Source organism: Massilia haematophila, assembly GCF_042647645.1.
Lineage (GTDB): Bacteria > Pseudomonadota > Gammaproteobacteria > Burkholderiales > Burkholderiaceae_D > Telluria > Telluria haematophila.
In genome coordinates, this window is sequence record NZ_JBHRVV010000001.1 from 2,288,324 (window position 1) to 2,313,959 (window position 25,636).

At 69.7% G+C, this 25,636-nt stretch carries 17 protein-coding genes and 6 tRNA genes; 10 read left to right on the forward strand and 13 right to left on the reverse strand.

The genetic code is table 11. From position 1 onward, the window contains the following. Nucleotides 1-89: 89 nt before the first annotated feature. Nucleotides 90-1,331: an exonuclease SbcCD subunit D C-terminal domain-containing protein gene (locus tag ACFOPH_RS10160; RefSeq protein WP_312554031.1), complete on the forward strand. Its 1,242-nt coding sequence runs from the start codon at nucleotides 90-92 to the stop codon at nucleotides 1,329-1,331. Then, nucleotides 1,328-5,095, forward strand: coding sequence for an AAA family ATPase (locus ACFOPH_RS10165; protein ID WP_379735063.1), 3,768 nt, complete (start codon nucleotides 1,328-1,330; stop codon nucleotides 5,093-5,095). The genes ACFOPH_RS10160 and ACFOPH_RS10165 overlap by 4 nt, the downstream gene beginning before the upstream one ends. Before the next feature lie 26 nt (nucleotides 5,096-5,121). On the opposite strand, the gene ACFOPH_RS10170 is transcribed toward ACFOPH_RS10165, so the two are convergent. Further along, entirely contained in the window at nucleotides 5,122-5,883 is a 762-nt protein-coding gene (locus tag ACFOPH_RS10170) for an SDR family NAD(P)-dependent oxidoreductase (protein WP_379735065.1), read from the reverse strand. Nucleotides 5,884-6,109: 226 nt separating this feature from the next. Between ACFOPH_RS10170 and ACFOPH_RS10175 the strand changes: the two genes are divergently transcribed. The 8 genes from ACFOPH_RS10175 (at nucleotide 6,110) to ACFOPH_RS10210 (ending at nucleotide 12,095) form a co-directional block, all read left to right on the forward strand. Then, nucleotides 6,110-6,694, forward strand: a complete 585-nt coding sequence (locus tag ACFOPH_RS10175) for a hypothetical protein (RefSeq protein ID WP_379735067.1) — start codon at nucleotides 6,110-6,112, stop codon at nucleotides 6,692-6,694. A 98-nt stretch (nucleotides 6,695-6,792) separates the two neighbouring features. Then, nucleotides 6,793-7,002: a hypothetical protein gene (locus ACFOPH_RS10180; RefSeq protein WP_312553681.1), complete on the forward strand. Its 210-nt coding sequence runs from the start codon at nucleotides 6,793-6,795 to the stop codon at nucleotides 7,000-7,002. A 7-nt stretch (nucleotides 7,003-7,009) separates the two neighbouring features. Then, on the forward strand, nucleotides 7,010-8,149 hold the full coding sequence (locus ACFOPH_RS10185) for a class I SAM-dependent methyltransferase (protein WP_312553678.1): 1,140 nt from the start codon (nucleotides 7,010-7,012) through the stop codon (nucleotides 8,147-8,149). 73 nt (nucleotides 8,150-8,222) lie between these two features. Beyond that, nucleotides 8,223-8,299: transfer RNA gene (locus tag ACFOPH_RS10190), tRNA-Met, on the forward strand. Between the two features lie 104 nt (nucleotides 8,300-8,403). Beyond that, entirely contained in the window at nucleotides 8,404-8,652 is a 249-nt protein-coding gene (locus ACFOPH_RS10195; protein WP_379735070.1) for a hypothetical protein, read from the forward strand. Between the two features lie 11 nt (nucleotides 8,653-8,663). After that, the gene (gene dbpA / locus ACFOPH_RS10200) at nucleotides 8,664-10,079 is read left to right on the forward strand and encodes an ATP-dependent RNA helicase DbpA (protein ID WP_379735072.1); all 1,416 of its coding nucleotides are present in this window, start codon (nucleotides 8,664-8,666) and stop codon (nucleotides 10,077-10,079) included. 103 nt (nucleotides 10,080-10,182) lie between these two features. Continuing rightward, nucleotides 10,183-11,616, forward strand: a complete 1,434-nt coding sequence (locus tag ACFOPH_RS10205) for a hypothetical protein (protein ID WP_379735074.1) — start codon at nucleotides 10,183-10,185, stop codon at nucleotides 11,614-11,616. A gap of 2 nt (nucleotides 11,617-11,618) precedes the next feature. Further along, on the forward strand, nucleotides 11,619-12,095 hold the full coding sequence (locus ACFOPH_RS10210) for a TssQ family T6SS-associated lipoprotein (RefSeq protein ID WP_312553625.1): 477 nt from the start codon (nucleotides 11,619-11,621) through the stop codon (nucleotides 12,093-12,095). A gap of 13 nt (nucleotides 12,096-12,108) precedes the next feature. Here the strand turns inward: ACFOPH_RS10210 and ACFOPH_RS10215 are convergent, their stop codons facing one another. The 12 genes from ACFOPH_RS10215 to ACFOPH_RS10270 all read right to left on the reverse strand — a co-directional run bounded on the left by ACFOPH_RS10215 (nucleotide 12,109) and on the right by ACFOPH_RS10270 (nucleotide 25,593). Beyond that, nucleotides 12,109-13,707 carry an amidase gene (locus ACFOPH_RS10215; protein WP_379735076.1) on the reverse strand — a complete coding sequence of 533 codons (1,599 nt, stop codon included), beginning with the start codon at nucleotides 13,705-13,707 and terminating at the stop codon, nucleotides 12,109-12,111. A gap of 134 nt (nucleotides 13,708-13,841) precedes the next feature. Beyond that, nucleotides 13,842-14,417, reverse strand: a complete 576-nt coding sequence (locus ACFOPH_RS10220) for an elongation factor P (RefSeq protein WP_312553630.1) — start codon at nucleotides 14,415-14,417, stop codon at nucleotides 13,842-13,844. A gap of 66 nt (nucleotides 14,418-14,483) precedes the next feature. Next, a complete protein-coding gene (earP, locus tag ACFOPH_RS10225) occupies nucleotides 14,484-15,653 on the reverse strand; it encodes an elongation factor P maturation arginine rhamnosyltransferase EarP (RefSeq protein WP_379737897.1) in 1,170 nt (389 codons plus the stop codon). A 140-nt stretch (nucleotides 15,654-15,793) separates the two neighbouring features. After that, nucleotides 15,794-15,869: transfer RNA gene (locus tag ACFOPH_RS10230), tRNA-Glu, on the reverse strand. A gap of 43 nt (nucleotides 15,870-15,912) precedes the next feature. Continuing rightward, nucleotides 15,913-15,988, reverse strand: a tRNA-Glu gene (locus ACFOPH_RS10235). Nucleotides 15,989-16,032: 44 nt separating this feature from the next. Next, a tRNA-Ala gene (locus ACFOPH_RS10240) sits at nucleotides 16,033-16,108 on the reverse strand. An 88-nt stretch (nucleotides 16,109-16,196) separates the two neighbouring features. After that, nucleotides 16,197-16,272, reverse strand: a tRNA-Glu gene (locus tag ACFOPH_RS10245). A 29-nt stretch (nucleotides 16,273-16,301) separates the two neighbouring features. Beyond that, nucleotides 16,302-16,377, reverse strand: a tRNA-Ala gene (locus ACFOPH_RS10250). A 99-nt stretch (nucleotides 16,378-16,476) separates the two neighbouring features. Beyond that, the gene (gene gltX, locus ACFOPH_RS10255) at nucleotides 16,477-17,868 is read right to left on the reverse strand and encodes a glutamate--tRNA ligase (RefSeq protein WP_379735078.1); all 1,392 of its coding nucleotides are present in this window, start codon (nucleotides 17,866-17,868) and stop codon (nucleotides 16,477-16,479) included. A gap of 81 nt (nucleotides 17,869-17,949) precedes the next feature. Further along, nucleotides 17,950-21,636, reverse strand: coding sequence for an AMP-binding protein (locus ACFOPH_RS10260; RefSeq protein ID WP_379735080.1), 3,687 nt, complete (start codon nucleotides 21,634-21,636; stop codon nucleotides 17,950-17,952). After that, nucleotides 21,629-23,023 carry an aminotransferase class I/II-fold pyridoxal phosphate-dependent enzyme gene (locus ACFOPH_RS10265; RefSeq protein WP_379735082.1) on the reverse strand — a complete coding sequence of 465 codons (1,395 nt, stop codon included), beginning with the start codon at nucleotides 23,021-23,023 and terminating at the stop codon, nucleotides 21,629-21,631. The genes ACFOPH_RS10260 and ACFOPH_RS10265 overlap by 8 nt, the downstream gene beginning before the upstream one ends. A 32-nt stretch (nucleotides 23,024-23,055) precedes the next feature. Further along, on the reverse strand, nucleotides 23,056-25,593 hold the full coding sequence (locus ACFOPH_RS10270; protein ID WP_379735084.1) for a bifunctional diguanylate cyclase/phosphodiesterase: 2,538 nt from the start codon (nucleotides 25,591-25,593) through the stop codon (nucleotides 23,056-23,058). Nucleotides 25,594-25,636: the final 43 nt, after the last annotated feature.

A 25,636-nucleotide genomic window follows, 5' to 3' on the forward strand; every position in this document is an offset into this window, starting at 1 on the left:
TGGCGATTTTTTGCAGCCGGTTGTGAAGCTTGTCTCCAGCTGCGCTATAGTTCAGCCGATTCCCGACTTCCCTTTCCTCTCCACTCCCCATGCGGCTGTTGCACACCTCCGACTGGCATCTCGGCCAGACCCTGCACAATTACGACCGGACCTACGAACACCAGTGCTTCCTCGACTGGCTGCTCGACACCATCGTGGCCGAAGACGTCGACGCGCTCTTGATCGCGGGCGACATCTTCGACAACACGAATCCGTCGTCCGCCGCCCAGCGCCAGCTCTACGGCTTCCTGCAGCGGGCCAAGGCGCGCACGCCGCACCTGCAGGTCGTCGTCATCGCCGGCAACCACGATTCGCCGGGCCGGCTGGAAGCGCCGGGACCGCTGCTGGAAGCCCATGGCACGGTCGTGATCGGCAACGTGGTGCGCGCCAGCGACGGCGCCGTCGACCTCGAGCGCCTGCTGGTGCCGCTGCGCGACCGCGGCGGAGAGGTCAAGGCCTGGTGCCTCGGCATTCCCTTCCTGCGTCCGGGCGACGTGCCGCGCGTGGAGGTCGAGGGCGACGCCTATCTGAACGGCATCGCCGAACTCTACCGCCAGGCCTTCGCGCTGGCGCGCAGCCGCCGCGCCGAGGGCCAGGCGATCCTGGCGATGGGCCACTGCCACATGGTCGACGGCCAGTCCTCGAACGACTCCGAGCGCCGCATCGTGATCGGCGGCACCGAAGCCCTGCCCGCCTCGATGTTCGCGCCCGAGATCGCCTATGCCGCGCTGGGCCACCTGCACCTGGCCCAGCGCGTCGGCAAGAAGGAACACCTGCGCTATTGCGGCAGCCCGCTGCCGATGTCGTTCGCCGAAGTCGCTTATCAGCACCAGGTGCTGCGCATCGACCTCGAGGGCGCCATCGCGAAGGAAGTCACGCCGATTCTCGTGCCGCGCGCGGTCGAGCTGCTGCGCGTGCCGGCCAGGCCCGCGCCCCTGCCCGAGGTGCTGGCCGCGCTCGAAGCCCTGGAACTCGATCCTGACCTGCCGCCCGCCTGCCATCCCTACCTGGAGGTACGGGTGCTGCTCGACGGTCCGGAGCCGGGCCTGCGCGCCCAGGTCGAGGCGGCAATCGCCGGCAAGCCGGTGCGCCTGGCGAAGATCGAACCGACCCGCAAGAGCGTCGGTCCGGCTGAAGGTGCGGATGCGCTCACCCTCGACCAGTTGGCCGAGCTGAAGCCCGACGACATCTTCCGCCGCCTGTGGCGGCAACGCTACGGCGAGGATGCGCCGGATGAACAATTGTCTGCTTTTGCCGAACTTATGTTGAGCGACGGCAAGGAGGGCGCATGAGGATCCTGCGCATCGCCGGCCGCAACCTGGCCTCGCTGGCCGGCGACTTCAACGTCGACTTCGAGGCCGAGCCGCTGGCCTCGAGCGGCCTGTTCGCCATCAGCGGCCCGACCGGCGCCGGTAAAAGCACCCTGCTCGACGCACTCTGCCTGGCGCTCTACGGCAACACGCCGCGCCTGCCGAAGAGCGGCGGCCGCGGCGCGGGCAGCCTGCCGGACGCCGGCGGCGAGAGCGTCTCCACCTTCGATCCACGTAACCTGCTGCGGCGCGGCACCGCCGAGGGTTACGCCGAAGTCGACTTCGTCGGCAACGACGGCCTGCGCTACCGCGCGCGCTGGAGCGTGCGCCGCTCGCGCAACAAGGTCGGCGGCCTGCTGCAGCCGCCGACCATGAGCCTGCACCGCCTGCCCGAGCTGGCGCCGCTGGGCGCGACCAAGACCGAGGCGGCGCAGGAGATCGCCCAGCGCGTCGGCCTCTCCTTCGAGCAGTTCACGCGCTCGGTGCTGCTGGCGCAGAACGAATTCTCGGCCTTCCTGAAGACCGACGAGAACGAGCGCGGCGAGCTGCTCGAAACCCTGACCGGCAGCGCCGTCTACAGCGAGATTTCGAAGCGCGCCTACGAGCGCTACAAGCTCGAGCAGGAAGCCGTGCGCCGCTTGAGCGCGCGCCTGGCCGACCAGGCCCCGCTGGCGCAGGAAGCACGCGCCGAACTCGATGGCGCCCACGCGGCCGCCGAGGAAGCCCTGCAGGCGGTCGAACTGCGCCGCACCCTGCTGGAGACCCAGCTGCGCTGGCACCAGGAACGCGACCGGCTGCGCCGCGGCGAAGCCGAGGCCGAAGCCGCGCTGGCCGACGCCAGGGCCCGGCTGGAGACGGCCGGGGCACGCCGCATCCACCTGGCCACGCTCGACGAAGTGCAGACCGCGCGCCCGCTGATGACCGAACTGGCGCGGCTGGAAAAGGAACGCGTCGACACCGAGGCTGCGCTTGCCAACGGCCAGCGCGAAGTGCAGCGCGTGCAAGACGCGGCGCGCCAGGCCGTGCTCGAGGTGCAGGCGGCCCAGGATGCCCTGCAGACGCAGGAAGCGGCGCAGCTGGCGGCGGCGCCGCAGCTGGACGCGGCCAAGGCGCTCGACGCCACCATCGCCACGCTGGTCGACGCGCACCGGACAGCCACCCAGCAGCGCGACGAGGCCGCGGCGCAGTCGCAGGAAGCCCAGGCCGCGCTGGCGCAAGCGCGGGAGCGGCTCGACACCACGCGCGCGGCCGAGGCGCGCAGCGCCGCCTGGATCGACGCCCACCGCCGCCTGGAAGCGCTGGCGGCGCAATGGCCGCAATGGGACAAGCTGTTCGCCAGGGCCGAGGCAGCAGCCCAGCAGGAGCGCAGCAGCGCGGCGCGGCTGGCCCAGGCCGAGCGCACCCTGGTCGATGCCGCCGCCCGCGCAGCCGCCGCCCAGGAAGGCGTCGAGGCGGCCGCGGCGCGCATCGGGCAGCTCGACGCCGCCCGCCAGGCGGCGCAGCAGGCACTGGCCGGCTTCGACCAGGGCGCCCTGCTCGACGAGCGCGACGCCCTGGAAGGGCGGCGCGACGCCCTGTCCAGCGCCGAGAAGATCTGGCACGGACTGGCGGCCGCGCGCCAGCACCTGCAACGCATCGATGCCGAGCGCGAACGCAGCAGCGCCGCGCGCGAGACGGCCCGGGCCGCGCTGGCGGCCGCAAGCGACGCCGCGCCCGCCCTGGCCGCGGCCAGCGCCCAGGCCGAAGCGGCCCTGAGCGCCGCCGAACTGGCCTGCGCGGCCAAGGTCGAGGACCTGCGCGCCACGCTGGTTGAAGGCGACCCTTGCCCCGTGTGCGGCAGCGCTGAACACCCCTACGCCCATCCCGACGTGCGCCTGCACGCCGTGCTCGACGCCCTGCGCCAGCAGGTCGAACGGCAACGCACCGAGGTGCGCGCCAATTTGTCGGCCCAGGCCGCGCGCCGCGCCGAACTGGCCGCAAGCGAGGAACGCCTGGAAGCCCTGCTGGAAGAACGGCCGGGCCTGGCGGAAGACGCCGCCATGCTGGAACAGGCCTGGAACGACCACCCGCTGGCGCCTGAAGCACCTGGCGAAACACGGCGCGCCGACTGGTTCGGCGCCGAGCTGAACGCGGTGCGCGACGCCCTGCGCGCGATCGACCTGCGCCAGCAGGCGGCGCGCAAGGCTGCTCAGGCGCGCGACGCGGCACAGGCGGCCTTTGATGCCGGCCAGGCCGAGCACAAGCGCCAGCAGGACGGCGCCCAGGCGGCGCGCAGCGCGCACCAGGACGCGGTCCACGCACGCCAGTCGCTAGCCGAGGCGGCCGCACGCGATAGCGCCCTGCTCGCGGGACTGCTGGCCGAACTCGATCCGGTGCTGAGTGCAGCCTGCGGCGACGGCTGGCAGGACGGCTGGCGCGCCGATCCGGCCGCCTGCCACCGCGAACGCGGCGCCGAGGTGGCGGCCTGGCAGGCGCAATCCGAACAACTGGCCCGCCACCGCACCGCCCTGGCCGAACTCGACGCAGCCGCACGCGATGCCGGCCTGCGCGCGGAACACGCCGCCAAGGCCGCCGCCGCCGCGCAGGACGCCTGGGCGCGCAGCGAGGCAACGCTGGGCGAACGCCGCCGCGAACGCGCCGCGCTGTTCGAGGGCTGCCCGGTGCAGGAAGTCGAGGAAGCCCTGCGCCGCCGCCTCGCCGCCGCGCGCGACGCCCTGGCCGCGCGCCAGGGCGCTGCCAACGAAGCGGCCCAGCTGGAAACCCGCATCCGGACCGGCATCGTGCAGACCGGCGAGCGCATCGCCGCCCTGCAGGACGAGGCGCGCGATGCCGCGACGAAGCTGGCCGACTGGCTCGAGGACTACGCCGCCCACCACGACGGGCTGGAACCGGTCGAGAACCAGGCGGCGCTGGCCAGCCTGCTCGCGGTCGGCGCCCAGTGGATCGCGGCCGAGCGCACCGAACTGGCCGAGCTCGACGGGGCGGTGACAAAGGCGGCAACCGTGCTGGCCGAACGCGGCAGGGAGCGCCTGCGGCACGAGGAAAGCGCCGACCCGCAGGCGGCGGCGCGCGAACTCGACGCGGTGGCGGCCGAACTCGAGACTGTTTCGGCGGAGCGCAAGACGGCGCACGAGCAGGCCGCCGCGCTGCGCCTGCAGGTGGCCCAGGACGACGAGCGCCGGGTCAAGGCCCAGGCCATGCTGGCCGAGATCGAGCGCCAGCAGGCGATCGAGGCGCGCTGGGGCAAGTTGGCCGAGCTGATCGGCTCGGCCGACGGCAAGAAGTTCCGCAACTACGCCCAGCAGTTCACGCTGGAAGTCCTGCTCGGCTACGCCAACAGCCATTTGTCCCATCTCGCGAAGCGCTACCGCCTGGAGCGGGTCGACAATGCCGGCGCGCCGTCGCTGGCCCTGCTGGTGCGCGACCACGACATGGGCGGCGAGATCCGTTCGGTCAATTCCCTCTCCGGCGGCGAATCCTTCCTGGTCTCGCTGGCCCTGGCCCTGGGCCTGGCCTCGCTGTCCTCGAACCGGGTGCGGGTCGAGTCGCTGTTCATCGACGAAGGCTTCGGCTCGCTCGACAGCGCGACCCTGGGCGTGGCGATGGACGCGCTCGATGCCCTGCAGTCGATGGGCCGCAAGGTCGGCGTCATCTCGCACGTGCACGAGATGACGGAACGGATCGCGGCCAAGATCCAGGTGCGGCCAAACGGCGGCGGAAGCAGCGCGATCAGCGTGGGGGTGTAAGGGAGGGCGCGTGCCCGGGACGATGCTTACTGCGGCGGCTGTCCATTCGACGCCATTAACCCGGCGTCCACCGGCAGGTTGACGCCCGTGACCAGGCGCGCATCCTCGCTGGCCAGGAAGTCGATCGCCGCGGCGACGCCGGCCGCGTCTTCGGGCGCGCCGAGCGGCATGCGTTCCCTGAACTTGGCAACCAACTCGGGATCGCTCACCATGTCCTGGGTCATGCCGGTGTCCGTGAAGCTCGGATTGACCGCGTTCACCCGCACGCCGTCCTTGCCCGCATCCATCGCCATCGCGCGCACCATGTTGCTGACGGCGCCCTTCGAGGTGTTATAGGCGAACAGGTTCCAGTCCCCGCCCAGGCCCGAGACCGAAGAAGTCATGACAATCGCACCGCGCGTCTTCACCAGTTCCGGCATCGCCGCCTTGGCCATGTGAAAGTAGCCGGCCACATTTACCGACATCACGCGCGCGAAGTCTTCTTCGCTGGTCTGCATGATGTCGCCCTCGGTCGCCATGCCGGCGTTGTTGATCAAAATATGCAGGCCGCCGAAGCGCTCGACGGCCGCCTTGACGGCGGCAACGGCGGTGTCCTTGTCGGCGGTATCGCCGACCTGCACCAGCACCCGGTCCTGCGGCAGCTCCCTGCTAGCTTCCCTGAGGCTGGCTTCGTCGATGTCGAGCATCACGACGCGCGCGCCTTCGTCGAGGAAGCGGCGCGCGGCGGCCAGGCCGATGCCGGAAGCGGCGCCGGTGACGAGGACGGTCTTGTCTTTGAAACGGTTCATGCTTTCTCCTGATAGCCGCGCCGCTTCCCGCCCGCGCATCGCGTGCGGGAGACGGCATGGTGTCGATTCGCTCGTGACAGTCTGGCAACGACGATAGCACAGCCCTGCAAACGCGGTTTTCCGGTTCGGGAGCAGTAACAGATGCCCGGTCGCTTGGAATCGACTGCATCGGGAAGTTTCCGGTTTATCATGCTACTTTCGGTTTGTCTTGCTCGGGTGCGTGGCGATGGCAAAGAACATTGAATACCCTGGCGCGCACGGCGCGCGCCGCTTGCTCCAGAACGGTTTATTGGCCATGTCGATGCTGGCAAGCATCTCGCCGGCACGCGCCACCCCGGCGCCACCGCCGCTGGCGCCGCTGCTGCGCCAGGCCGACATGACGGTCACGGTGCGCCTGATCGAGGCGAAAAATGGTGTGATCAGCAAGTTCAGCACGCTGTGCAAGGTCGGCGGCAAGATTCCCGTGTATGCCGATAACGGTCCACCCGCTTCGTTCAACCCCGCGAAGATCGAGGGTTGCAGCATGCCCAGGAAGGGAGGGAACCTGGAGGTGTCGGTGTGGGGTGCAAAGGCCGTGTCCGCAAGCCGCGGCGCCTATGCGACCGCCGGCGTCGACGTCATCCCGCCCGGCGCCGCCCCAGCCTGCGCCCACCACCTGTGCGGTCCACAACCGCTCGCGGACTCCAGGGCCGAGATCCGGGTAAGCGGTACGCCAGAGCGGATGCAATTCAGCTTGCATCCGAACCCTGCGTCGGTGCTGAAAGCCAGGCCAAGCGTCTGGTTGGAGGCCGAGGTGGAGATCGTCGACTGATCCGACAGGGCCGTGCTGCCCGTCGTGAGTGTCCGGTCCGCCCGATGCCCGCCATCCTTGTACAATGCGCGCTTTGCATTCAATACGCTCGGACACCCATGAAACCCGCCCGCACTCTTACCTTCAAATGCGCCAAGTGCGCCAAGCCCGTCACCGTCTACCTGCAGAAGGTCTCGGCCTGCTCGCACATCCAGCCTTACCAGGGCATCTGCGGCTGCGGCGAAGTCAAGCTGCACGCGACCGGCAACGCGGACGCCGTGAAGTCCTTCCTGGCATCGAACGGCACCGACTGGCACCACCATCACTGATCACCAGATGACGCGCATAGAATGGACCGAAGGCGGCGAGCAGCGCTCGGCGCTGTGGCGCTCGGAGAGCGGCTGGCCGGCGCCGAAGAAAGTCGTGATCGCCGACGACACCATGGCCGCCGACACCGCTTACCGCCTGGCGCTGGACGGCACCGCCCTGCTCTGGCGCGGCGACTTCCAGAACGCGCGCCAGCTGGTGCAGGCGCTGGCGCGCCGCATCGATCACAAGGGCTCGCGCGCCAAGCGTGCCAAGGCAGGCAAGGCCCCGGCCACGCCGACCGAGCAGTTCCACCGCCATCGCCTGGCGCAACTGCAGCGCGCCCGCACGCTGGCCATGCTGCTGATTCCTTTCGACGCCGGCTACGGCATCCCGCTGCGCCGCGCGCCGGAGGTGCAGGAAGCCTGCCTGGAAGCCTGGGGGCCGTCGACCGAGCCTAGCGTCGCCTCGCTGCGCGAACTGCTGGGCCTGATCGGCGCCCACGAATGGCGCCGCAAGGGCGTGCCCATCCCGGCGCTGGACGACCGCATCCACCCCTGGTACGGCGTGTTCTCGCCGGTGCGCGGCGAATACGTCGAGCTGGTGGCGCAGGCGCCGCTGCCGCCGCATGCGAAGCTGGCCTTCGACATCGGCGCCGGCACCGGCGTGCTGTCGAGCGTGCTGGCGCGGCGCGGCCTGCCGCGCGTGGTGGCGACCGATATGGACGAGCGCGCGCTCGGCTGCGCGCGCGAGAACGTGGAGCGCCTGGGCCTGTCGAAACAGGTCGAGATCGTCAAGGCCGATTTGTTCCCGGAAGGCCAGGCCGACGTCGTGGTCTGCAATCCGCCCTGGCTGCCGGGCAAACCGAGTTCCGCCATCGAATACGCGATCTACGATCCGGACAGCCGCATGCTGCGCGGCTTCCTCGGCGGCCTGAAGGCCCACCTGGCGCCGAGCGGCGAAGGCTGGCTCATCATCTCCGACCTGGCCGAGCACCTGGGACTGCGCACGCGCGAGCAGCTGCTGGGCTGGATCGCGGCGGCGGGCCTGGCGGTGGCCGGGCGCCACGACGTGCGTCCGACCCATACGAAAGCCTTCGACGCCGAGGACCCGCTGCACGCGGCGCGCTCGGCCGAGGTGACCTCGCTATGGCGCCTGCGCGTCGCCTGAGCGATTCCTGCCAGGCGGCTTGAAGCTTCGATTTGCGTCAGGCCGCCAGACGCGGTACAATGCTTACCTCAGACGCGGGGTGGAGCAGTCTGGCAGCTCGTCGGGCTCATAACCCGAAGGTCACAGGTTCAAATCCTGTCCCCGCAACCAGACACTAGCAGTAATCAGTAAGTAACGAGTAAGAAAAACGAGCCCGACTCTTGTAGCCGGGCTTTTGTTTTCTGGGGCAGCCGCACTGCAATCCGTTGAGCCAGATGAGAGACAAGAAAGACAACGCGACGATCGACTTGCCGGGCTTCGAGCCGGCGGCACCATTGGTCGCTCCCGCTGTCGCTCCCCATCCTGAGCCCAAGCGCACTCCCCGTCCCCGTCGTGCCGCCATAAAGCAGGAGCAGCTCACCCTGCTCGAAGAAACCGACACCACCGGCCTGCCTGTCTGGCGCCGCGACGACAACCTCGATTTGACCGGCCTGCCGGTCTGGGCGCCGGCGACTCCGGCATAACGCCGGAAACCATGACCCATCCTTTCTCTTCGCTGGCGCTCGCGCCGCAATTCCTGTCCAACCTCGACATCCTCGGCTACCGCGAGATGACGCCGATCCAGGCCGAGAGCCTGCCCGCCGTCCTCGAGGGCCGCGACCTGATCGCCCAGGCCGCCACCGGCAGCGGCAAGACCGCCGCCTTCGGCATCGGCATCCTGCACAAGCTCAATCCGGCCTGGTTCGCGGTCCAGGGCCTGGTGCTGTGCCCGACACGCGAGCTGGCCGACCAGGTCGCGGGCGAACTGCGGCGCCTGGCGCGCGGCGTCGGCAACGTCAAGATCCTGACGCTGACCGGCGGCATCGCGATGCGCCCGCAGATCGCCTCGCTCGAGCATGGCGCCCACATCGTGGTCGGCACGCCGGGCCGGATCCGCGACCACCTCGGCCGCGGCACGCTCGACCTGTCGCGCGTGCAGACCCTGGTGCTGGACGAAGCGGACCGCATGACCGACATGGGCTTCTATGACGAGATCGCGAACATCGTGCGCGGCTGCCCCGAGCGCCGCCAGACCCTGCTGTTCTCGGCGACCTACCCGGACGACATCCGCCACGCCACCGCCGGCTTCCTGCGCGACCCGCTCGAAGTGGTGGTCGAGAGCCAGCACGACGATTCGACCATCGAGCAGCGCTTCTACGAAGTCGACTTCGGCGAGCGCGACGCGGCGGTGGCGCGCCTGCTGCGCCACTTCCGCCCGGTCTCGACCCTGGCCTTCTGCAACACCAAGGCGCACTGCCGCGAGCTGGCCGATTCCCTGCGCGAGCAGGGCTTCTCGGCGCTCGCCCTGTACGGCGAGCTCGAGCAGCGCGAGCGCGACGAGATCCTGGTGCTGTTCGCCAATCGCAGCTGCTCGGTGCTGGTGGCAACCGACGTCGCCGCGCGCGGCCTCGACATCGCCAACCTGGAAGCCGTGATCAACGTCGACGTCTCGAAGGACGCCGAGGTCCACGTGCACCGCATCGGCCGCACCGGCCGCGGCGGCGAGAGCGGCCTGGCGCTGTCGCTGTGCGCGCCGAACGAAAAGAAATGGGTGCGCCTGATCGAGGAATACCAGGATGCGCCGGTGACCTGGCACAAGCTGGACGAGCTTGACGATGAGGATGCAGCCGAGGCAACGCTACTTTCCGCGCCGATGGTGACCCTCGTCATCTCGGGCGGCAAGAAGGACAAGCTGCGTCCCGGCGACGTGCTCGGCGCCCTGACCGGCGACGCCGGCCTCGTCAAGGACCAGGTCGGCAAGATCAACGTCACGGAATTCCAGACCTATGTCGCGCTCGAACGCAGCGTGGCCGAGCACGCCTTCCGCCGCCTGAGCGCCGGCAACCGCCTGGGCCCGGAATTCGGCAGCTTCAAGGGCCGCAGTTTCAAGATGCGCTTCCTCGACGTGTAAACACACAAGCACACCCGGAGTCAGGGCCGCGCACGGTTGAGCCGAAAGCGGCACGCTCGCTCCAAATCTGGCATAGTTTTGCTAAAAATAAACGATTAGCAAAATGACCAGTCACAGCACAGCCATCTACACCCCGTTCGCGGACGGACGCAAGGTCCGCGATATCGTCGAGCACAGCCCTGCGCTCGTTACCGACGCGTGGTGCCGCCAGCTCCTGCGCCAGGTCCTGCAATCGCTCGAGCAGCAGTACGCCAGCGGCGCCCCGCACCGACCGATCACGCCGGACAGCGTCGTCATGCTCGATAGCGGCGAGGCCCTGCTGCTGCCGGCTGCCGACGCGCCCGAGTCCGCGACCGAAGCGACCCTCGGCGCCGACCTGCACGCGCTGGCGCTGGTGGTTCACTATGCGATCAGCGCCGAACTGCCGCCCGAAGGACCGCTCGGCCCGCGCCTGTACGACGACTACAGCGACCAGCTCACGCATACCATCGACCGCTGCCTCGGCCCGAACGGGCGCCTGCGCCCGAAGAGCATCGCCGACCTGCGCGCGATGCTGGGGATCGAGGCCGAGGCGGCGCCTGTCGCTGCCGAGACCGCGCCCGTCGGCGCGACCATGCCGGCCCCGGCCGCCGTCCACGCCGCGCCGAGCCTCGACGAGCGCGACCCGGACATCACGGCAACGCCGCAGCCCGTGGTGGAAGACGCCCTGGTCTTCCACGAAGCAGGCCGGGATGGCGCCCTGCAGCACGCCCCCGCGCCGGACGACGCCACGATCGCGCTGGACAGGGCCGCGGATGCGCCGGCCATGGCCGCGCCGGACGAGACCGCGGAGGCGCCGCCGCAGCCACAGCCGGCGCCGGATGCATACGCGCGCCCTGCCCTGGCGGCCACGCCGCTGAAACCGTCGTCCCATCCCGCCACGCCGGGCGCGGCCACGCCCACCATGCCCACCAGGCCACGCCAGCAGCCGCCGGCGCCGCGCACCAGGGGAGTACTGGAGCGCTGGGCCATGGTCGCGGGCGCCGCCGTCGTGCTGCTGGCGGCCGGCGGCGCGCTGTACGCGCACCTGAACCAGGACAAGACGACAGGGACGGCGGACGTGGCGGCCCTGTCCGGGCCGGCGCAGGAACAGGCCACGCGCGGCCTCGATGCCGGCGAAGCGCTGGTCACGTCGGCCGCCAGCCCCGCCCAGGCGGAAACGGCAGGCGAACTTGCCACGGCCGCACAAGCGTCCCGCCTCGATGCCGCGCCGCCTGGCGCACACCCGGCTGCCGCTGGCGCCGCGCGGCAGGCCGACGCCGTCGTCAACGGCACCACCTACAAATTGCTGATCAAGCCCTGGGGCATTGTCTACGTCAACGGCGTCGACCGCGGCGTCAGCCCGCCGGTCAAGCGCCTGACGCTCGGCGAGGGCCAGCACACGATCCGGATCGTCAACCCGAACTTTGCCGAGCACGTGATGACGATCACCGCCGGCGGCGCCGAGAGCGCCCTCATCGAACACGATTTCACGGCTCCGGCCGAAGGAGGCAAATAAGGATGCAGCATTTCCTGCAGCACCGTTTGTTATGGGCCGTGCTCGGCGCCAGCCTGCTTGGCGGCTGCGCCGAACTGGCGCCCCTGTTCGAACGCCAGCCCGAGCGCAACCACCCGAAGACCGATAGCCGTCCCGAAGCACGCAGCGAAAGCCGTCCGCGGGCCGAGCCGCGCAGCGAGGCATCCTCCGGGCGCGAGCAGGTCGCGCTGCGCGAAGGCATCCGCCTCTACAACGAAGGCGACTTCAACGGCGCCATCAAGCGCCTGAGCTCGAGCGACATCCGCGGCGGCGCACCGCTGCGCACCCGCACCACGGCCCTCAAGTACACGGCCTTCAGTTATTGCGTCACTTCCCGCCCGAAGCAGTGCCAGCAGGCTTTCGAAAAGGCGCTCAAGATCGACCCCGAGTTCAACCTCGAACCGGGCGAACAAGGCCACCCGCTGTGGGGCCCCGCCTTCGAGCGCGCCAAGAAGGGCTGACAGGCCTCCTCCATCAGGCCTTGACGTTGACCGAGACCGGGAAGGCCGGCGCGCGGCGGCGGCGCGAGGCCTGTTCGTAGGCGTAGGCCATGCCGATCAGGCTGGCCTCGGTGTAGGCGCCGCCGACGAAGGACAGGCCGATCGGCAGGCCATGGACCAGGCCGGCCGGCACCGTGATGTGCGGATAGCCCGCCACCGCGGCCGGCGACGAGAAGCTCATGCCGTAGTGGTCGCCCTTGATGTAGTCGGTGAGCCAGGCCAGGTCGTCGGTCGGGGCGACCAGCGCGTCGAGGCGCTCCTCGCGCAGGATGCGGTCGATCCCCTCTTCGCGCGCATAGCGCAGATTGTTGGCCAGCGCCTCGCGGTAGCTGCGGCTGTTCACTCCCGGCTTGGCCTGGGCGGCGATCAGGTGCTCCTGGCCGAAATGCGGCATCTCGCGTGCGGCGTGCTTTTCGTTGAAGGCGATGATGTCGGCCATGGTCTTTACTGGGGCGTGCGGCGCGTAGGCGGCAAGCCAGGCTTCCAGGTCGGGCCTGAACTCGTTGAGCAGCACCTCGAGCTCGGTCGCGCCGTACTTGTCGGTGTTCGGCAGCGTGACGTCGACCAGGACCGCGCCCTGGGCCCTGAGGATCTCCAGCTCCTTATTGATCACCGCGTCGACGGCCGGGTTGCCGCCAAAGAAATTGCGCGCGACACCGAGACGTTTTCCCTTCAGACCGTCCAGGCGCAGCGCCGCCGCGTAGTCGCCGACCTTGCCGGCGCTTTCCTTCGTCACCGCATCGTCGCCGTCGACGCCGGTCATGGCGGCCAGCATCAGGGCAGCGTCGGCGACGCTGCGCGTCATCGGGCCGGCGGTATCCTGCGAGTGCGCGATCGGGATGATGCCGCTGCGGCTGACCAGACCCAACGTGGGCTTGATGCCGACCACGCCGCAGATCGAGGCCGGCGAAACGATCGAGCCGTCGGTCTCGGTACCGACCGTCAGGGTCGCCAGGCTGGCCGCGACCGCCGCGCCCGAGCCGGAACTCGACCCGCTCGGATTGCGGTCGAGCGCATGGGGATTGCGGGTCTGGCCGCCACGCCCGCTCCAGCCCGACACCGAATGGGTCGAGCGTATGTTGGCCCATTCCGACAGGTTGGTCTTGCCGATGATGACGGCGCCGGCGACGCGCAGGCGCTCGGCCACGAAGGCGTCGCGGCGGGCGCGCACGCCGTCCAGCGCCAGCGAGCCGGCGCTGGTGCACATGCGGTCGCCGGTGGCGATATTGTCCTTCAACAGCACGGGAATGCCGTGCAGCGGTCCGCGCAGCTTGCCGGCGGCGCGCTCACGGTCGAGGTCGGCGGCGATCTTCAGTGCGTCCGGATTGGTTTCGATGACGGCGTTCAGGCGCGGGCCGGCCTGGTCGATGGCGGCGATGCGCGCCAGGTAGCGCCCCACCAGCGCCCGGGCGCTCAGCTTGCCGGCCGCCATCGCCGCCCCCTGCTCCCTGACGCCCGCCTCCAGGATGTCGGCCTCGGCCCGCGGCCGCGTTTTCGGCGCCACCGCCAGTGCCGGCGCGCCGGTCAAAGCGCCGGCAGCCATGCCGAGTCGAACGAAGTCCCTGCGATCCATGCCGTCTCCCTTATGCTGAATAAAACACCAGCATAGCAGTGCTTGCCGCCAGACACGCTTTGCCCTTGCTAGATGTACGGACGAAAAAAAACGCTGCCGTATGCGGGCAGCGTTCTTTTTTACAGGCAGTTCGATCAGTTACGAACGATCTTCTTGTATTCATTGGTGCGGGTGTCGATTTCGATGACGTCGTCGTTGCTGACGAACAGCGGCACTTGCACGGTGTGCTGGTGGGCTTCGATCGCGTTCTCGATCTTGGCTTCCTTCAGGACGTTGCCCGAAGTGTTGCCCTTGACTGCCGGCTCGGTGTAGATGACCTGGCGGGCGATGATGGTCGGCAGTTCGACCGAGATGGCTTTGCCGTCGTAGAACACGGCTTCGCATTCCATACCGTCTTTCAGGTAGGCCAGCGCGTCGCCCAGGTTTTCTTCTTCGATCTCGTACTGGTTGTACTCTTCATCCATGAAGACGTACAGCGGGTCGGCGAAGTACGAATAGGTGACCGGCTTCTTGTCCAGGATGACGACGTCGAACTTGTCGTCGCCGCGGAACACGTTTTCCAGCGGAGCATTGGTCAGAAGATTCTTCATCTTCCACTTGTAGGTGAAGCCCGTGCGGCTCGAGCCGTTGACGTCGGAACGCAGCACGATAAAAGGCTTCTCATCCACCATGATGATGTTGCCAACACGGATTTCTTTTGCGGGTTTCATATGGATTTATGATCGATAAAAGGGGTTGCAGTAACAGGGCATCATACCATGTAATGGACGCCGCGCCTAACGAAGTGATCCGGCGAATTCCAGCAGATTGGTCGCCAGGTCACCGTTTTCCCACATTCGCGCTTCCCACGCCAGCGTGCGCTCCAGGGCGGTCGGCAGTTCGTTTTTCAGGTCCGACCACAGGGTCGGCCAGTCCTGGCTGCACGCCGCAGCGGGACCGGCGCCGTTCCATTGCAGCGAGAAAGCCTGCAGGCTGTCGAGTCCGGGCGCATAACGGTCCAGGAAGGCGCGCAATTTCTTGTGGTGCAGATTCTCTTCCTGAAAATAGATATGCCAGACAAACGGCCGGCCAGCCCATTGCGCGCGCACCCAGGAATCCTCGCCGCGCACGAAGTTCAGGTCGCAGGCCCAGAGCAGGCGATCGTAATCGGGCTGGGCCACGAACGGCAGCACGCGCAGCGTCAGCGCACCGGTCGTCGCGCTCGCGCCGGCCCGCGCCGGGGCGCCCAGGAAAGCCTGCACCGCCTCGGCCGCGACGCCTTCGGGCACCAGGCAGGCGATCGGCTCCGCGCTGTTCTTCCAGGCCTCGAACAGTTGCGCCACCGGCGCGAACGGGTAACAGAACAGCGACACCTTGAAGGCATCGATCTCGGATTCAGACAAGCCCAGCCCGCGCAGGAAAGCGCGGTGCTGCGCCGGATCGGACTGGAAGGCGGCGCGCTCGCGGCCGAGATCGCGCTCGCGCAGCAGGCCGCCGGTCTTGCTCGTGAAGCCGGGGAAGAAGAAGTGCTTGGTCAGCTTCAGGCGCGGGTGCATCGACGGCAGGCGGTGGCAGCCCTCGACCCACTCCTCGGCGCTCAAGCCCTCGTAGTTCAGCCAAACCGGACGCGCTTCGCGCTGGGCCATCGCCTCGATGTAGCCGGGAGGAATATCGCATCCGAAGAATTCGATGACGATGTCGTCCACCTGGTCCGGCGTGTAGGCGCCGTCCTGGCCGCGCCAGCGGCGCACGGCCACGCCCTGCACCACCTGGAGATCGGACTCTGGCGCGACTTCGGGACAGATGCGGCGGAAACTCGCCAGGTCGTCGACCCACAGCGTGACGGCCACGCCGTGCTCGTGTTGCAGCTGGCGCGCCAGGCGCCAGCAGATACCGATATCGCCGTAGTTGTCGACGACCTTGCAGAAGATGGTCAGCGTCGGAGTGCGCTCTAGTTGGGAAGACATGTTCGATGAGGAGATGCGGCAGGAGAAGCGCGCCATTCTAGCCGATTTCATCGGCGCTTCCCGCTGGAGGATTGCCGAATGCAAAAAAGCAAAAAGCCGCTCAAGGCGGCTTTTGCTTTTTACTACTAATTACCATATTCTGGCGTCCCCACGGGGATTCGAACCCCGGTACTCACCGTGAAAGGGTGATGTCCTAGGCCTCTAGACGATGGGGACCTAAAACTGTTCCGATACTACTTTACTGCACCTACCAAATTCTTGGCGTCCCCACGGGGATTCGAACCCCGGTACTCACCGTGAAAGGGTGATGTCCTAGGCCTCTAGACGATGGGGACCCGGACTGTATGTCATCGCATTGCTGCGCGTTGTTTTTCCTACGTGGTGGAGGTAAGCGGGATCGAACCGCTGACCTCTTGCATGCCATGCAAGCGCTCTCCCAGCTGAGCTATACCCCCTACGGGAAAACAACATTATAACATACTGCTTTTACTTCTACTACTGCTGCCGCTGGCGCAGCTTTCTGGCAAACCTCGCCAAAAACCTTGGCGTCCCCACGGGGATTCGAACCCCGGTACTCACCGTGAAAGGGTGATGTCCTAGGCCTCTAGACGATGGGGACCCTGGAACAACCGTACTGCACTTCAGAGTTGGTGGAGGTAAGCGGGATCGAACCGCTGACCTCTTGCATGCCATGCAAGCGCTCTCCCAGCTGAGCTATACCCCCCTTTTCACTGTACTCACTGTGCTGCTGTGTTACCGTGTGCTGCTGAAGTGCGAGCATTATAGCGGGGTTCTTGCATTTCGCAAACCCCGTTTTGCGCAATCACAAACCTTTGTTCACGCGAGCCAAAACAGTGTCGCGGCCGAACAGTTCCAGCACGGCGTCGATGGCCGGGGTCTGGAGCTGGCCGGTAACGAGCAGACGCAGCGGCATGGCGATCTGCGGCATCTTCAGGCCGTGCGCGGCGAGCACTTCCTTGAGCATGGCGGCCAGGGCTGCCTTGTTCCACTCCACCGTCTGGCAACGCTCGGCGAAAGCGGCCAGCGCCGGACGCACGGCATCGGTCAAATGCTGGGCCAGCAGCGCCGCGTCCGGTTGCGGCTGGCGGTAGAACAGCATGGCCGCGTCGGCCAGTTCGTTGATGGTGTTGGTGCGCTCCTTCATCAGGGCCAGCACCGTCGGCAGCGCCGGCGCACCGTCGAACTGCGCGCCCTGCTCTTCCATCTTCGGGCGCACCAGGCCGGCCAGGCGTTCGTTGTCGGCCTGCTTGATATAGTGGTTGTTCAGCCAGGCCAGCTTTTCCGGATTGAACTGGGCGGCCGAGGCGGTCAGGTGCTCGAGGTTGAACCACTCGGTGAACTGCTCCATCGAGAAGATCTCGTCGTCGCCGTGGCTCCAGCCGAGGCGCGCCAGGTAGTTCAGCATCGCTTCCGGCAGGTAGCCCTGTTCCGGGTACTGCATCACGCTCACCGCGCCATGGCGCTTCGACAGCTTCTGGCCGTCCGGGCCCAGGATCATCGGCAGGTGGCCGTACTGCGGCAGCTCGGCGCCGAGCGCGCGCAGGATGTTGATCTGGCGCGGGGTGTTGTTGACGTGGTCGTCGCCACGCAGCACGTGGGTGATCTTCATATCCCAGTCATCGACGGAGACGCAGAAGTTGTAGGTCGGCGTGCCGTCCGGACGCGCGATGATCAGGTCGTCGAGTTCCTTGTTGGCGATCGTGATCGGGCCCTTCACGACGTCGTTCCAGGTGACTTCGCCGTCCAGCGGGTTCTTGAAGCGCACCACCGGCTTGACGCCTGCCGGCACTTCCGGAAGGGTCTTGCCCGGCTCCGGACGCCAGGTGCCGTCGTAACGCGGCTTTTCCCCTAGAGCGCGCATGCGCTCGCGCATCGCTTCGACTTCTTCCGGCGAGCAATAGCAGAGGTAGGCGGTGCCGGCCTCGAGCATGCCCTGGATGACCTCGCGGTAGCGGTCCATGCGCTGCATCTGGTAGAACGGGCCCTCGTCGTGCGACAGGCCCAGCCACTGCATGCCGTCCAGGATGGCCTGCACCGCTTCCGGCGTCGAGCGTTCGAGGTCGGTGTCCTCGATGCGCAGGATGAAGGTGCCGCCGAAGTGGCGGGCATAGGCCCAGGAGTACAGCGCGGTGCGCGCGCCGCCGAGGTGGAGATAGCCGGTCGGGCTCGGGGCAAAACGGGTACGGACGGTCATGGTAAAAAGCGAAAGGGTAAAGCGGCTATTTTACCGCGCCGGGCTCTCCGCGCGGCGCCGTCCGTGGCGAGGATGCCCTCCTTAATTTCCCGCTCCCGCCGTGGCCGGCGCGGGAGCGCCGCCGCGCTGGCTGTCGCGCTGGCTGTCGCGCTGGCTGTCGCGCTGGATGTCGCGCTGGATGTCGATATAGGCCGCCAGCTCCCGTACCGTCGGGTAGTCGTAGAGCAGCTCGGCGCCGATCGGCACGCCGCTGGCCGTCTCCAGTTCGAGCGCCAGCGGCACCGAAGCGAGCGAATCGATTCCCAGGTCGCCGAAGGACGTGTCGATCCCGACTTCGAGCACGGGCAGGCAGCGCAGGGTCCCGGTCGCCTGGTGCGGCTGCTCGCCGTCCCGCGGCTCGGCCGCGCCCTCGCGCAGCCACTTGAGCACGCAGGCGCGCACCAGTTCGACGGTGGACGGCGCCGCATCCGCGGCTCCCCCGCCTGCCTCGGCAAGCGCCGGTGCCGGTGCGGCCGGCGGCGGCAGCGGCTTGTCCACCGCACGCGCGGCTGGCGGCGCTTCGCGGCGCAGCAGCGGGTCGAGCCGGTGTTCTTCGCCCGCCAGCCCCTGCTCGACATCGCCGATCGCCAGCGCATGGGCGGCCACGCGCGCCAGCAGCGCGGCACCTGGCGAGCAGGCCTGCACCGCCGCCTGCTCCATGACGATCGCCTGGCGCAGCCGCTCCAGCCTGCGCGCGGCCCACTGCGCCGCCTCCCCGCGTGCGCCGGCGGCCAGCAGCGTCCAGGCGGCGAACTCGCCGTTGCGCCAGTCCTGCCACTGGCCGGCGCCGGCGGCGGGCAAGCGCTCCGGCGCCGCGCCAGGGGCCGCGGACAGCTCGCCGATCCAGCGCGCCAGCGGATTGCCGGGCGTGCGCGCCAGGGCGCCCAGGTGTGCATACAGGGCTTCGCTCGGGCCCTCGAGGATGCGCAGCACGCGCGCGTCGCGCAACAGCCGCGGCGCGTGGTTGTTCTCCAGGTAGCCGCGCCCGCCGAGCATCTGCATCAGCTGGTCGGCCGCTTCCCACAGCAGTTCCGACAACACGCACTTGCAGGCGCTGCAGGCATCCTGCGGCAATTCCCGGCCGTCGTCGACGGCGCGCGCCAATGCCGTCACCAGCGCTTCGCCGGCCTCGATCGCGCACCCGAGTTCGTGCAGGCGCAGCGCGGTCACGGCATTGTCCAGCAGGCGCCCGCCGGCGATGTCGCGCCGTTCGGCATAGCGCAGCATCAGCTGGGCGCACCGGCGCATGGCGCCGACGCACAGCGCGCCGATGCCGAGGCGCGAAAAGGCCATCGCATCCTGCGCCACCTCCATGCCGGCGCCCGGCATGCCCAGCACCTGGGCGTCGGGCACGAACACGTCCTCGAAGCGCACCGCGTTCTGCACCATCGCCCGCATGCCCATGGTCAGCGCTTCCGGCCCCTGCGCCAGCCCCGGCGCGTCCTCGGGCACCAGCAGCGCGACGGTTCCGAGCGCCCTGCCCGCCGCGTCGAAGGCGCGCGCGAACACGGTCAGCACGCCCGACCACGAGGCCAGGCCGATCAGGTGCTTCTCGCCGCTTACGCGCCAGCCGCCGTCGGCGCGCACCGCCCGGGTGCCGATCGCGCGCGGATTCGATCCCGCCTGCGGCTCGCTCAGCGCGAACGCGGCCAGCTGGCGGCCGGCGGCCAGCACCGGCGTCCATTGCGCGCGCAGTTCGGGCGAGCCGAAGCGCAGCAGCGGATGCAGGCCGAGGCCGTTGTGCACCCCGACCACCGTGGCCAGGGTCAGGTCGAGCGCGGCCAGCTGGGCCATCACGCGCACCAGGTCGACGGTGGCCAGCGCCTGCCCGCCCAGCTCGCGCGGCGCCTGCAGGCCGAGCAGGCCGCGGTTGCCGAGGTCGAGCACCAGGTGCGGCGCCAGCGAGCGCCGCGCGTCGTCGAGCGCCGAATTGATGCGCCGCGCGCCGTACTGGCGCAGCCAGCCGACCAGCGCATCGGCGCGCGCGGCGCTGGCCTCGAGGTCGGGGCGGCCGCGCACGCGCAGCGGCTGCAGTGCGCCGGCCGCCAGCAGGGCCTTGCAGCGCGCGCGCTGGACCTTGCCGCTGGTGGTGCGCGGGAACGTCCCCGGCGCCGCGAACAGCAGCGTGTGCAGCGGCACCCCGATGCCGGCCGCCACCGCACCGCGGATGCGCCGGCCCAGCGCCTCGACGTCGCCGCTGCGCGCCAGCGTCCGGCTGGCCTCGACCACCAGCGCCAGCCCTTCGCCGTCGGCGCCGTCGATGCCGAAGGCGGCGCAGCTGTTCGGCGCCAGCTCGTCCGCCGCGCGCTCGACCAGCTCCTCGACGTCCTGCGCGTACAGGTTGCGGCCATGGACGATGATCACGTCCTTGCGCCGTCCGGTGACGAACAGTTCGCCGTCGCGCAGGAAGCCGAGGTCGCCGCTGCGCAGGAAAGGCGCCGCCGCGCCCTCCCCCTTGTCCACCACCCGGGCGCCGAAGGCCTGGGCGCTTTCCTGCGGCCGGCCGTGGTAGCCGCGCGCGACGGCCGCTCCGGCGATCCAGATCTCGCCGACGCGGTCCTGTCCGACGCGCTCGCCGCTGGCCGGATCGACCGCAGCCGCCGTCACGCCGCACGCCAGCGGGCCGCAACTGACGATCGCGCGCCCGCTGGGGTCGCCCGGCGCCGCCAGCCGCACCTGCCCCCGTTCGAGCGCGCCGGCGTCGAGCGTCAGGATGCGCGGGCCGCGCCCGAGCGGGCCGCCGGCCACCAGCAGGGTCGCCTCGGCCATGCCGTAGCAGGGAAACAGCGCGCTGCGGCGCAGGCCGCGCTTGCCGAAGGCGGCCAGGAAGCGTTCGAGGGTCGCCGCGCGCACCGGCTCGGCGCCGCTGTAGAGCACCTCGACGCTGGACAGGTCGAGCTGCGCGGCCTGCTCGGCGCCGACCCGGCGCACGCACAGGTCCCAGGCGAAGTTCGGTGCGCCGGTGCAGGTGGCGCGGTAGCGCGTGACCGCCTCCAGCCAGAGCGCGGGACGGCGCAGGAAGGCGCCGGGCGCCATCAGCACCGAGCGAAAGCCCAGCGCCAGCGGCGCAGCCACGCTGCCGATCAGTCCCATGTCGTGGAAGGGCGGCAGCCAGCTCACCATCACGGTGTCCGGCCCGAAACCGAAGGCCTGCCCGATCGCCGCGATGTTGGCGGCCATGTTCGCATGGGTGATCTCCACGCCTTTCGGCTGGGCCGTCGATCCGGACGTGTATTGGAGGAAGGCCAGCGCCGCGCCGGCCGGCAAGGACGGCGGGCGGGCGCCGGCCGGCGCGGCATCGCAAACGGCGTCGCAAACGAGCGGCGCGCTGCAGCCGGCACGCGCCAGCGCCGCACGGGTGGGGGCCGCGTTGTCCGGCGCGGCCAGCACCAGCGCCGGCCTGGCATCGGCCAGCAGCGCCGCCAGGCGTTCGTCGTCGCGGCGCCGGTGCGCGGGCGCGGCCGGCACCGCGACCTGGCCGGCGGCCAGGCAGGCCAGGAAGGCGGTCACGAACTCGAGGCCGGTGGGATACAGCAGCAGCACGCGCTCGCCCGGCGCGGCGCGCCTCGCCAGCGCCGCCGCCAGCGCGGCCAGGTCGGCGTAGGAGACATCGAGTGCGGCGCCGTTCTCGCGCAGGAAAGTGTAGGCGATGCGCGCGGGCGTGCGCGCGGCGCGCTCGAACAGGCTGTGCAGCAGGGTCGCGCCGCCGGGGTCCATCGCCTCAGCCACGGGAGCGCTCCCCGCGTCCGGGTCCGCGCGCCGGCTCCACGCCGAGCGCCGCGCCGGCGCCGTTGACCGCCGCGCCGACCAGGCGCGCGCCATGCCGCAATTGCTCCTTCCGGTGCGCCGCCATCACCTGCAGGCGCAGCCGCGCCGCGCCCAGCGGCACGCCGGGGAATTCGACCGCGTTCACGTGCACGTTGGCGCGCGCCAGCGTACGCCCGGCCAGGCGCGCCACCGGCTCGCTGCCGATCCAGACCGGCACGATGGCCGACGGTACGCCGAGGCAGCGCATGCCGGTTTCCGCCAGGTGTGCGCGCAGCGCCAGCGCGTTGCGCAACAGGGCCGCGCGCAGCTCCTCGCCTTCGCGCCCTGCGACGATGCGCAGGGCTTCCAGCACGCAGGCGGCCTGCAGCGGCGACAGCGCGTTCGAGAACAGATGCGGTCCGGCGAACAGCTGCAGCTGGCGCTTGACCGCGCGCGAGGCGCAGGCGACGAAGCCGCCGTTCGAGGCGAGGGTTTTCGAGAACGCTCCCATCACGATGTCGACCTTGCCCAGCATCGCCTGCTCGCCGATGCTGCCGGCGCCGCCCGGCCCCAGCGCGCCGAGGTCATGGGCGACGTCGACCAGCAGCGTGGCGCCGTACTCGCGGCACAGGTGCTGCATCAGCGGCAGGTCGGGCACGTCGCTGTCCATGCTGAACAGGCCCTCGGTGACGACCAGGATGCCGTTCTCGGTGTCGCGCGCGCGGATCGCGGCCAGCAGCTCGCGCACGTGGCCGGTGTCGAGATGGCGGTGCAGCGCGACATTGCGCGTGCTTGCGGCCGCGCCCTGGCGCAGCGAGGCGTGCGCCAGCTGGTCGATCACGACGTAGTCGCGCGGCCCGACCAGTGCCGTGACGAGGCCGAAGGCGGCGCCCCAGCCGGTCGGGAACAGCGTCACGTGCTGCGCATGCAGCAGCTCGCCGAGCGCCTCCTCGAGCGCCAGCGACAGCCGGCTGTTCCCCTGCAGGACGGCCGAGCCGGCGCTGTGCGGACCGCAATCGGCCAGGGCGCGCTGCGCCGCGTCGCGTACCGCGGGGTGCGAGGCCAGCGACAGGTAGTCCTGCGAAGCGAAATTCACGCCGGGCGCAGGGTCGGCAGGCGCGGCAAGGCCGCGGGCGCCCTCCTCCCTGACCTGGGCCTCGGGCCCGGGTGCGCCGTCGACCGCGCGCGCATACTGCCAGACCCCATGCGCGGCACGCAGCGCGCACCAGGCGTCGAGCGCCTCGGTGCGGCGGATCAGGTCGGGACCGCGCGGCTGCGCGAACTGGGCGACGTTGCCGCTCAGTGCGCCGCAGCGCGAAAGCTCGGCGACGTCGTCGGCCCGCTCGAAGTGAAGCGTTTCCTCGTGCACGATGTGCTCCTCGATGGATTGGAAAGAAGGATTCAGGCCGGCAGCGGCGCCGCCAGCTGCCCGGCCTCGCGCGCCAGCAGCGTCGCCACCTGTTCGGGCGCCAGCGGCCGGTCGAACAGGTACCCCTGGGCGACGTCGCAATGCATGGCGCACAGGTCGGCCAGTTGCTCGTTCGTCTCGACGCATTCGGCGATGACTTTCAGCTCGACGCTGTGGGCCATGGAGACGATCGCCTGGGCGATCGCATACGCGCGCGAGCGGCTGTCCTGGCCAAGCCGGCGGACGAACAGGCCGTCCATCTTGAGGATGTCGACCGGCAGCTCGGACAGGTAGTTCAGGCTGGAGTAGCCGGTGCCGAAGTCGTCGATCGACACCAGCACGCCGGCCGCGCGCAGCTCGCTCATGATGCGCCGGTTGCCCTCGAGGTCGTCGATCAGGACGCCTTCGGTGATCTCGAGTTCGAGGCAGCCGCAGGGCAGCCCGGTGGCCTCGACGATTTCCAGCACGCGGGCGGCAATGCTGGGCGTGCGCAGCTGGCGCGCCGACAGGTTGACCGCCGTCTTCAGGGCCGGCAGGCCGGCATCGCGCCAGGCGCGGTTCTGGGCGCAGGCGGTGCGCAGCACCCAGTCGCCGATCGGCACGATCATGCCGGTTTCCTCGGCCAGCGGGATGAAGCGGCCCGGATCGATGCGCCCGTAGACCGGGTGCTGCCAGCGCAGCAGCGCCTCGACCCCGACCACGCGGCGCGTCGCCAGGTCGACCTGCGGCTGGTATTCGAGGAACAGCTGGCCGCGCGTCAGGGCTTCGCGCAGGCCGTTCTTCAGCGCCAGCCTTTCGCTTTGCGGCGCGCTCACCGCGCTCGAATACAGCTGCACGCTGTTCTCGCCCCAGGCGCGGGCGCTGCGCATGGCGATGTCGGCGCGCTTGAGCAGGGCATCGAGGTCGCAGTCCTCGGCCGGGTACAGCGCGACGCCGACCGACAGCGTGATGAAGCATTCGCGCCCGCTCGCCGCCAGCGGCAGGCCGAAGCGGTCGAGGATCTTCTCGGCGACCTGGCGCGCATCGGCCTCGCTGCCCAGGTCCTCCAGCAGCGCCACGAACTCGTCGCCGCTCCAGCGCGCCACGGTGTCGCAGTCGCGCAGGCAGCCGCGCAGGATGCCGCCGGCCTGCACCAGCAGCGCGTCGCCGGCTTCGAAGCCAAGGGCATCGTTCACCTCCTTGAACTTGTTGATGTTCAGGAGCAGCAGCGCGATCAGGCGCCGGTTGCGGTCGGCGCGGTCCATCGCGTGGCGCAGGCGGTCGCGCAGCAGGCGCCGGTTCAGCAGGCCGGTCAGCTGGTCGCAGTGGGCGCCGTCGAGCAGGCGCCCGACGCTCGCGCCCAGGTCGCGCGTGCCGGCCGCGTCGCCCGGGGCGCCATCGCGCAGGGTTGCCGCGACCAGGCCGTCGCCCTGCCCGTGGCACACCACCCGGTTGCGCCCGCTCGACTTGGCCAGGTACAGCGCCTCGTCGGCGCGGCCGATGGCGCTGCCGATGCTCTCGCCCATGCGGAACTCGGCGACCCCGATCGAGACCGTCAGCGAGATTTCGCTGGGACCGTCCATGCAGCGCAGCCTGGCGATCGCGGCGCGCACGCGCTCGGCCAGCACCAGCGCGTCGCAGGCTGGCGTCTCGGGCAGCATCAGCAGGAATTCCTCGCCGCCGTAGCGCCCGAAGCTGTCGCTGGCGCGCACCTGCCCCTGCACGATCCGGGCAAAGTCGCGCAGTACGGTGTCGCCGGCGCTATGGCCGTAGGTGTCGTTGATGCGCTTGAAAAAATCGATGTCGAGCAGGCACAGGCAGAATGCGCGGCTGGTGCGGTCGCTGCGCTCCTTTTCGCGCTCGATCAGGCTGATCAGGTAGCGGCGGTTGTGCACGCCCGTCAGTTCGTCGCGGATCGCCAGTTCGTTGATCGTGCCCAGCGCCTGCTCGAGCTTGACGAAGCCCTGGGTCTTGGTCAGCTCGAACAGCAGCGCGAAGACCAGCACCACGACGAACAGGCCGAGATGGCAGACCAGGTAGAGCAGCGCCATGTCGGTGACCGGGTGCTGCGGGAGCGCATGGCCGCCCACCCCCAGCATATAGATCAGGCTGGCCGCGCCGCAGCTCATCGCCAGCCAGAACAGCGCGCTCCAGATGCCGCCGAGGAAGGTCGCGACCAGGGGGCCGGTGACCAGCCAGCTGGAGGTCGGCGCGCTGATCCCGCCCAGGTTGTAGCTCAGCCAGGTGAAATTGAAGAACAGCGCGCACAGGAACAGTTCGCGCGCGGCGCCGATGCTGCCGCTGACGCGCAGCAGCACGGGCGAGGTGAGCATGAAGGCACAGCACAGCAGGATCTCGGTGGCGGCCGCGCCGAAGCCCAGCAGGTAATAGGCCAGCGCATAGAAGGGCCCGGCGGTGGCCGCCAGCAGCGCGGCGTTCACCACGTTTTCGGCGCGCGTGAGCGTCGCCGCCTGCTGTTGCAGGCCGGCGGGAATGAACCAGTGGGTCGCAGCCAGGTAACGGCCGCTCCAGCGCGCGGAGGTACTGTTCATGGAGGCAGAGGCGGCGGGCAGCCGCCTTGGCGAAGTCAGTCCA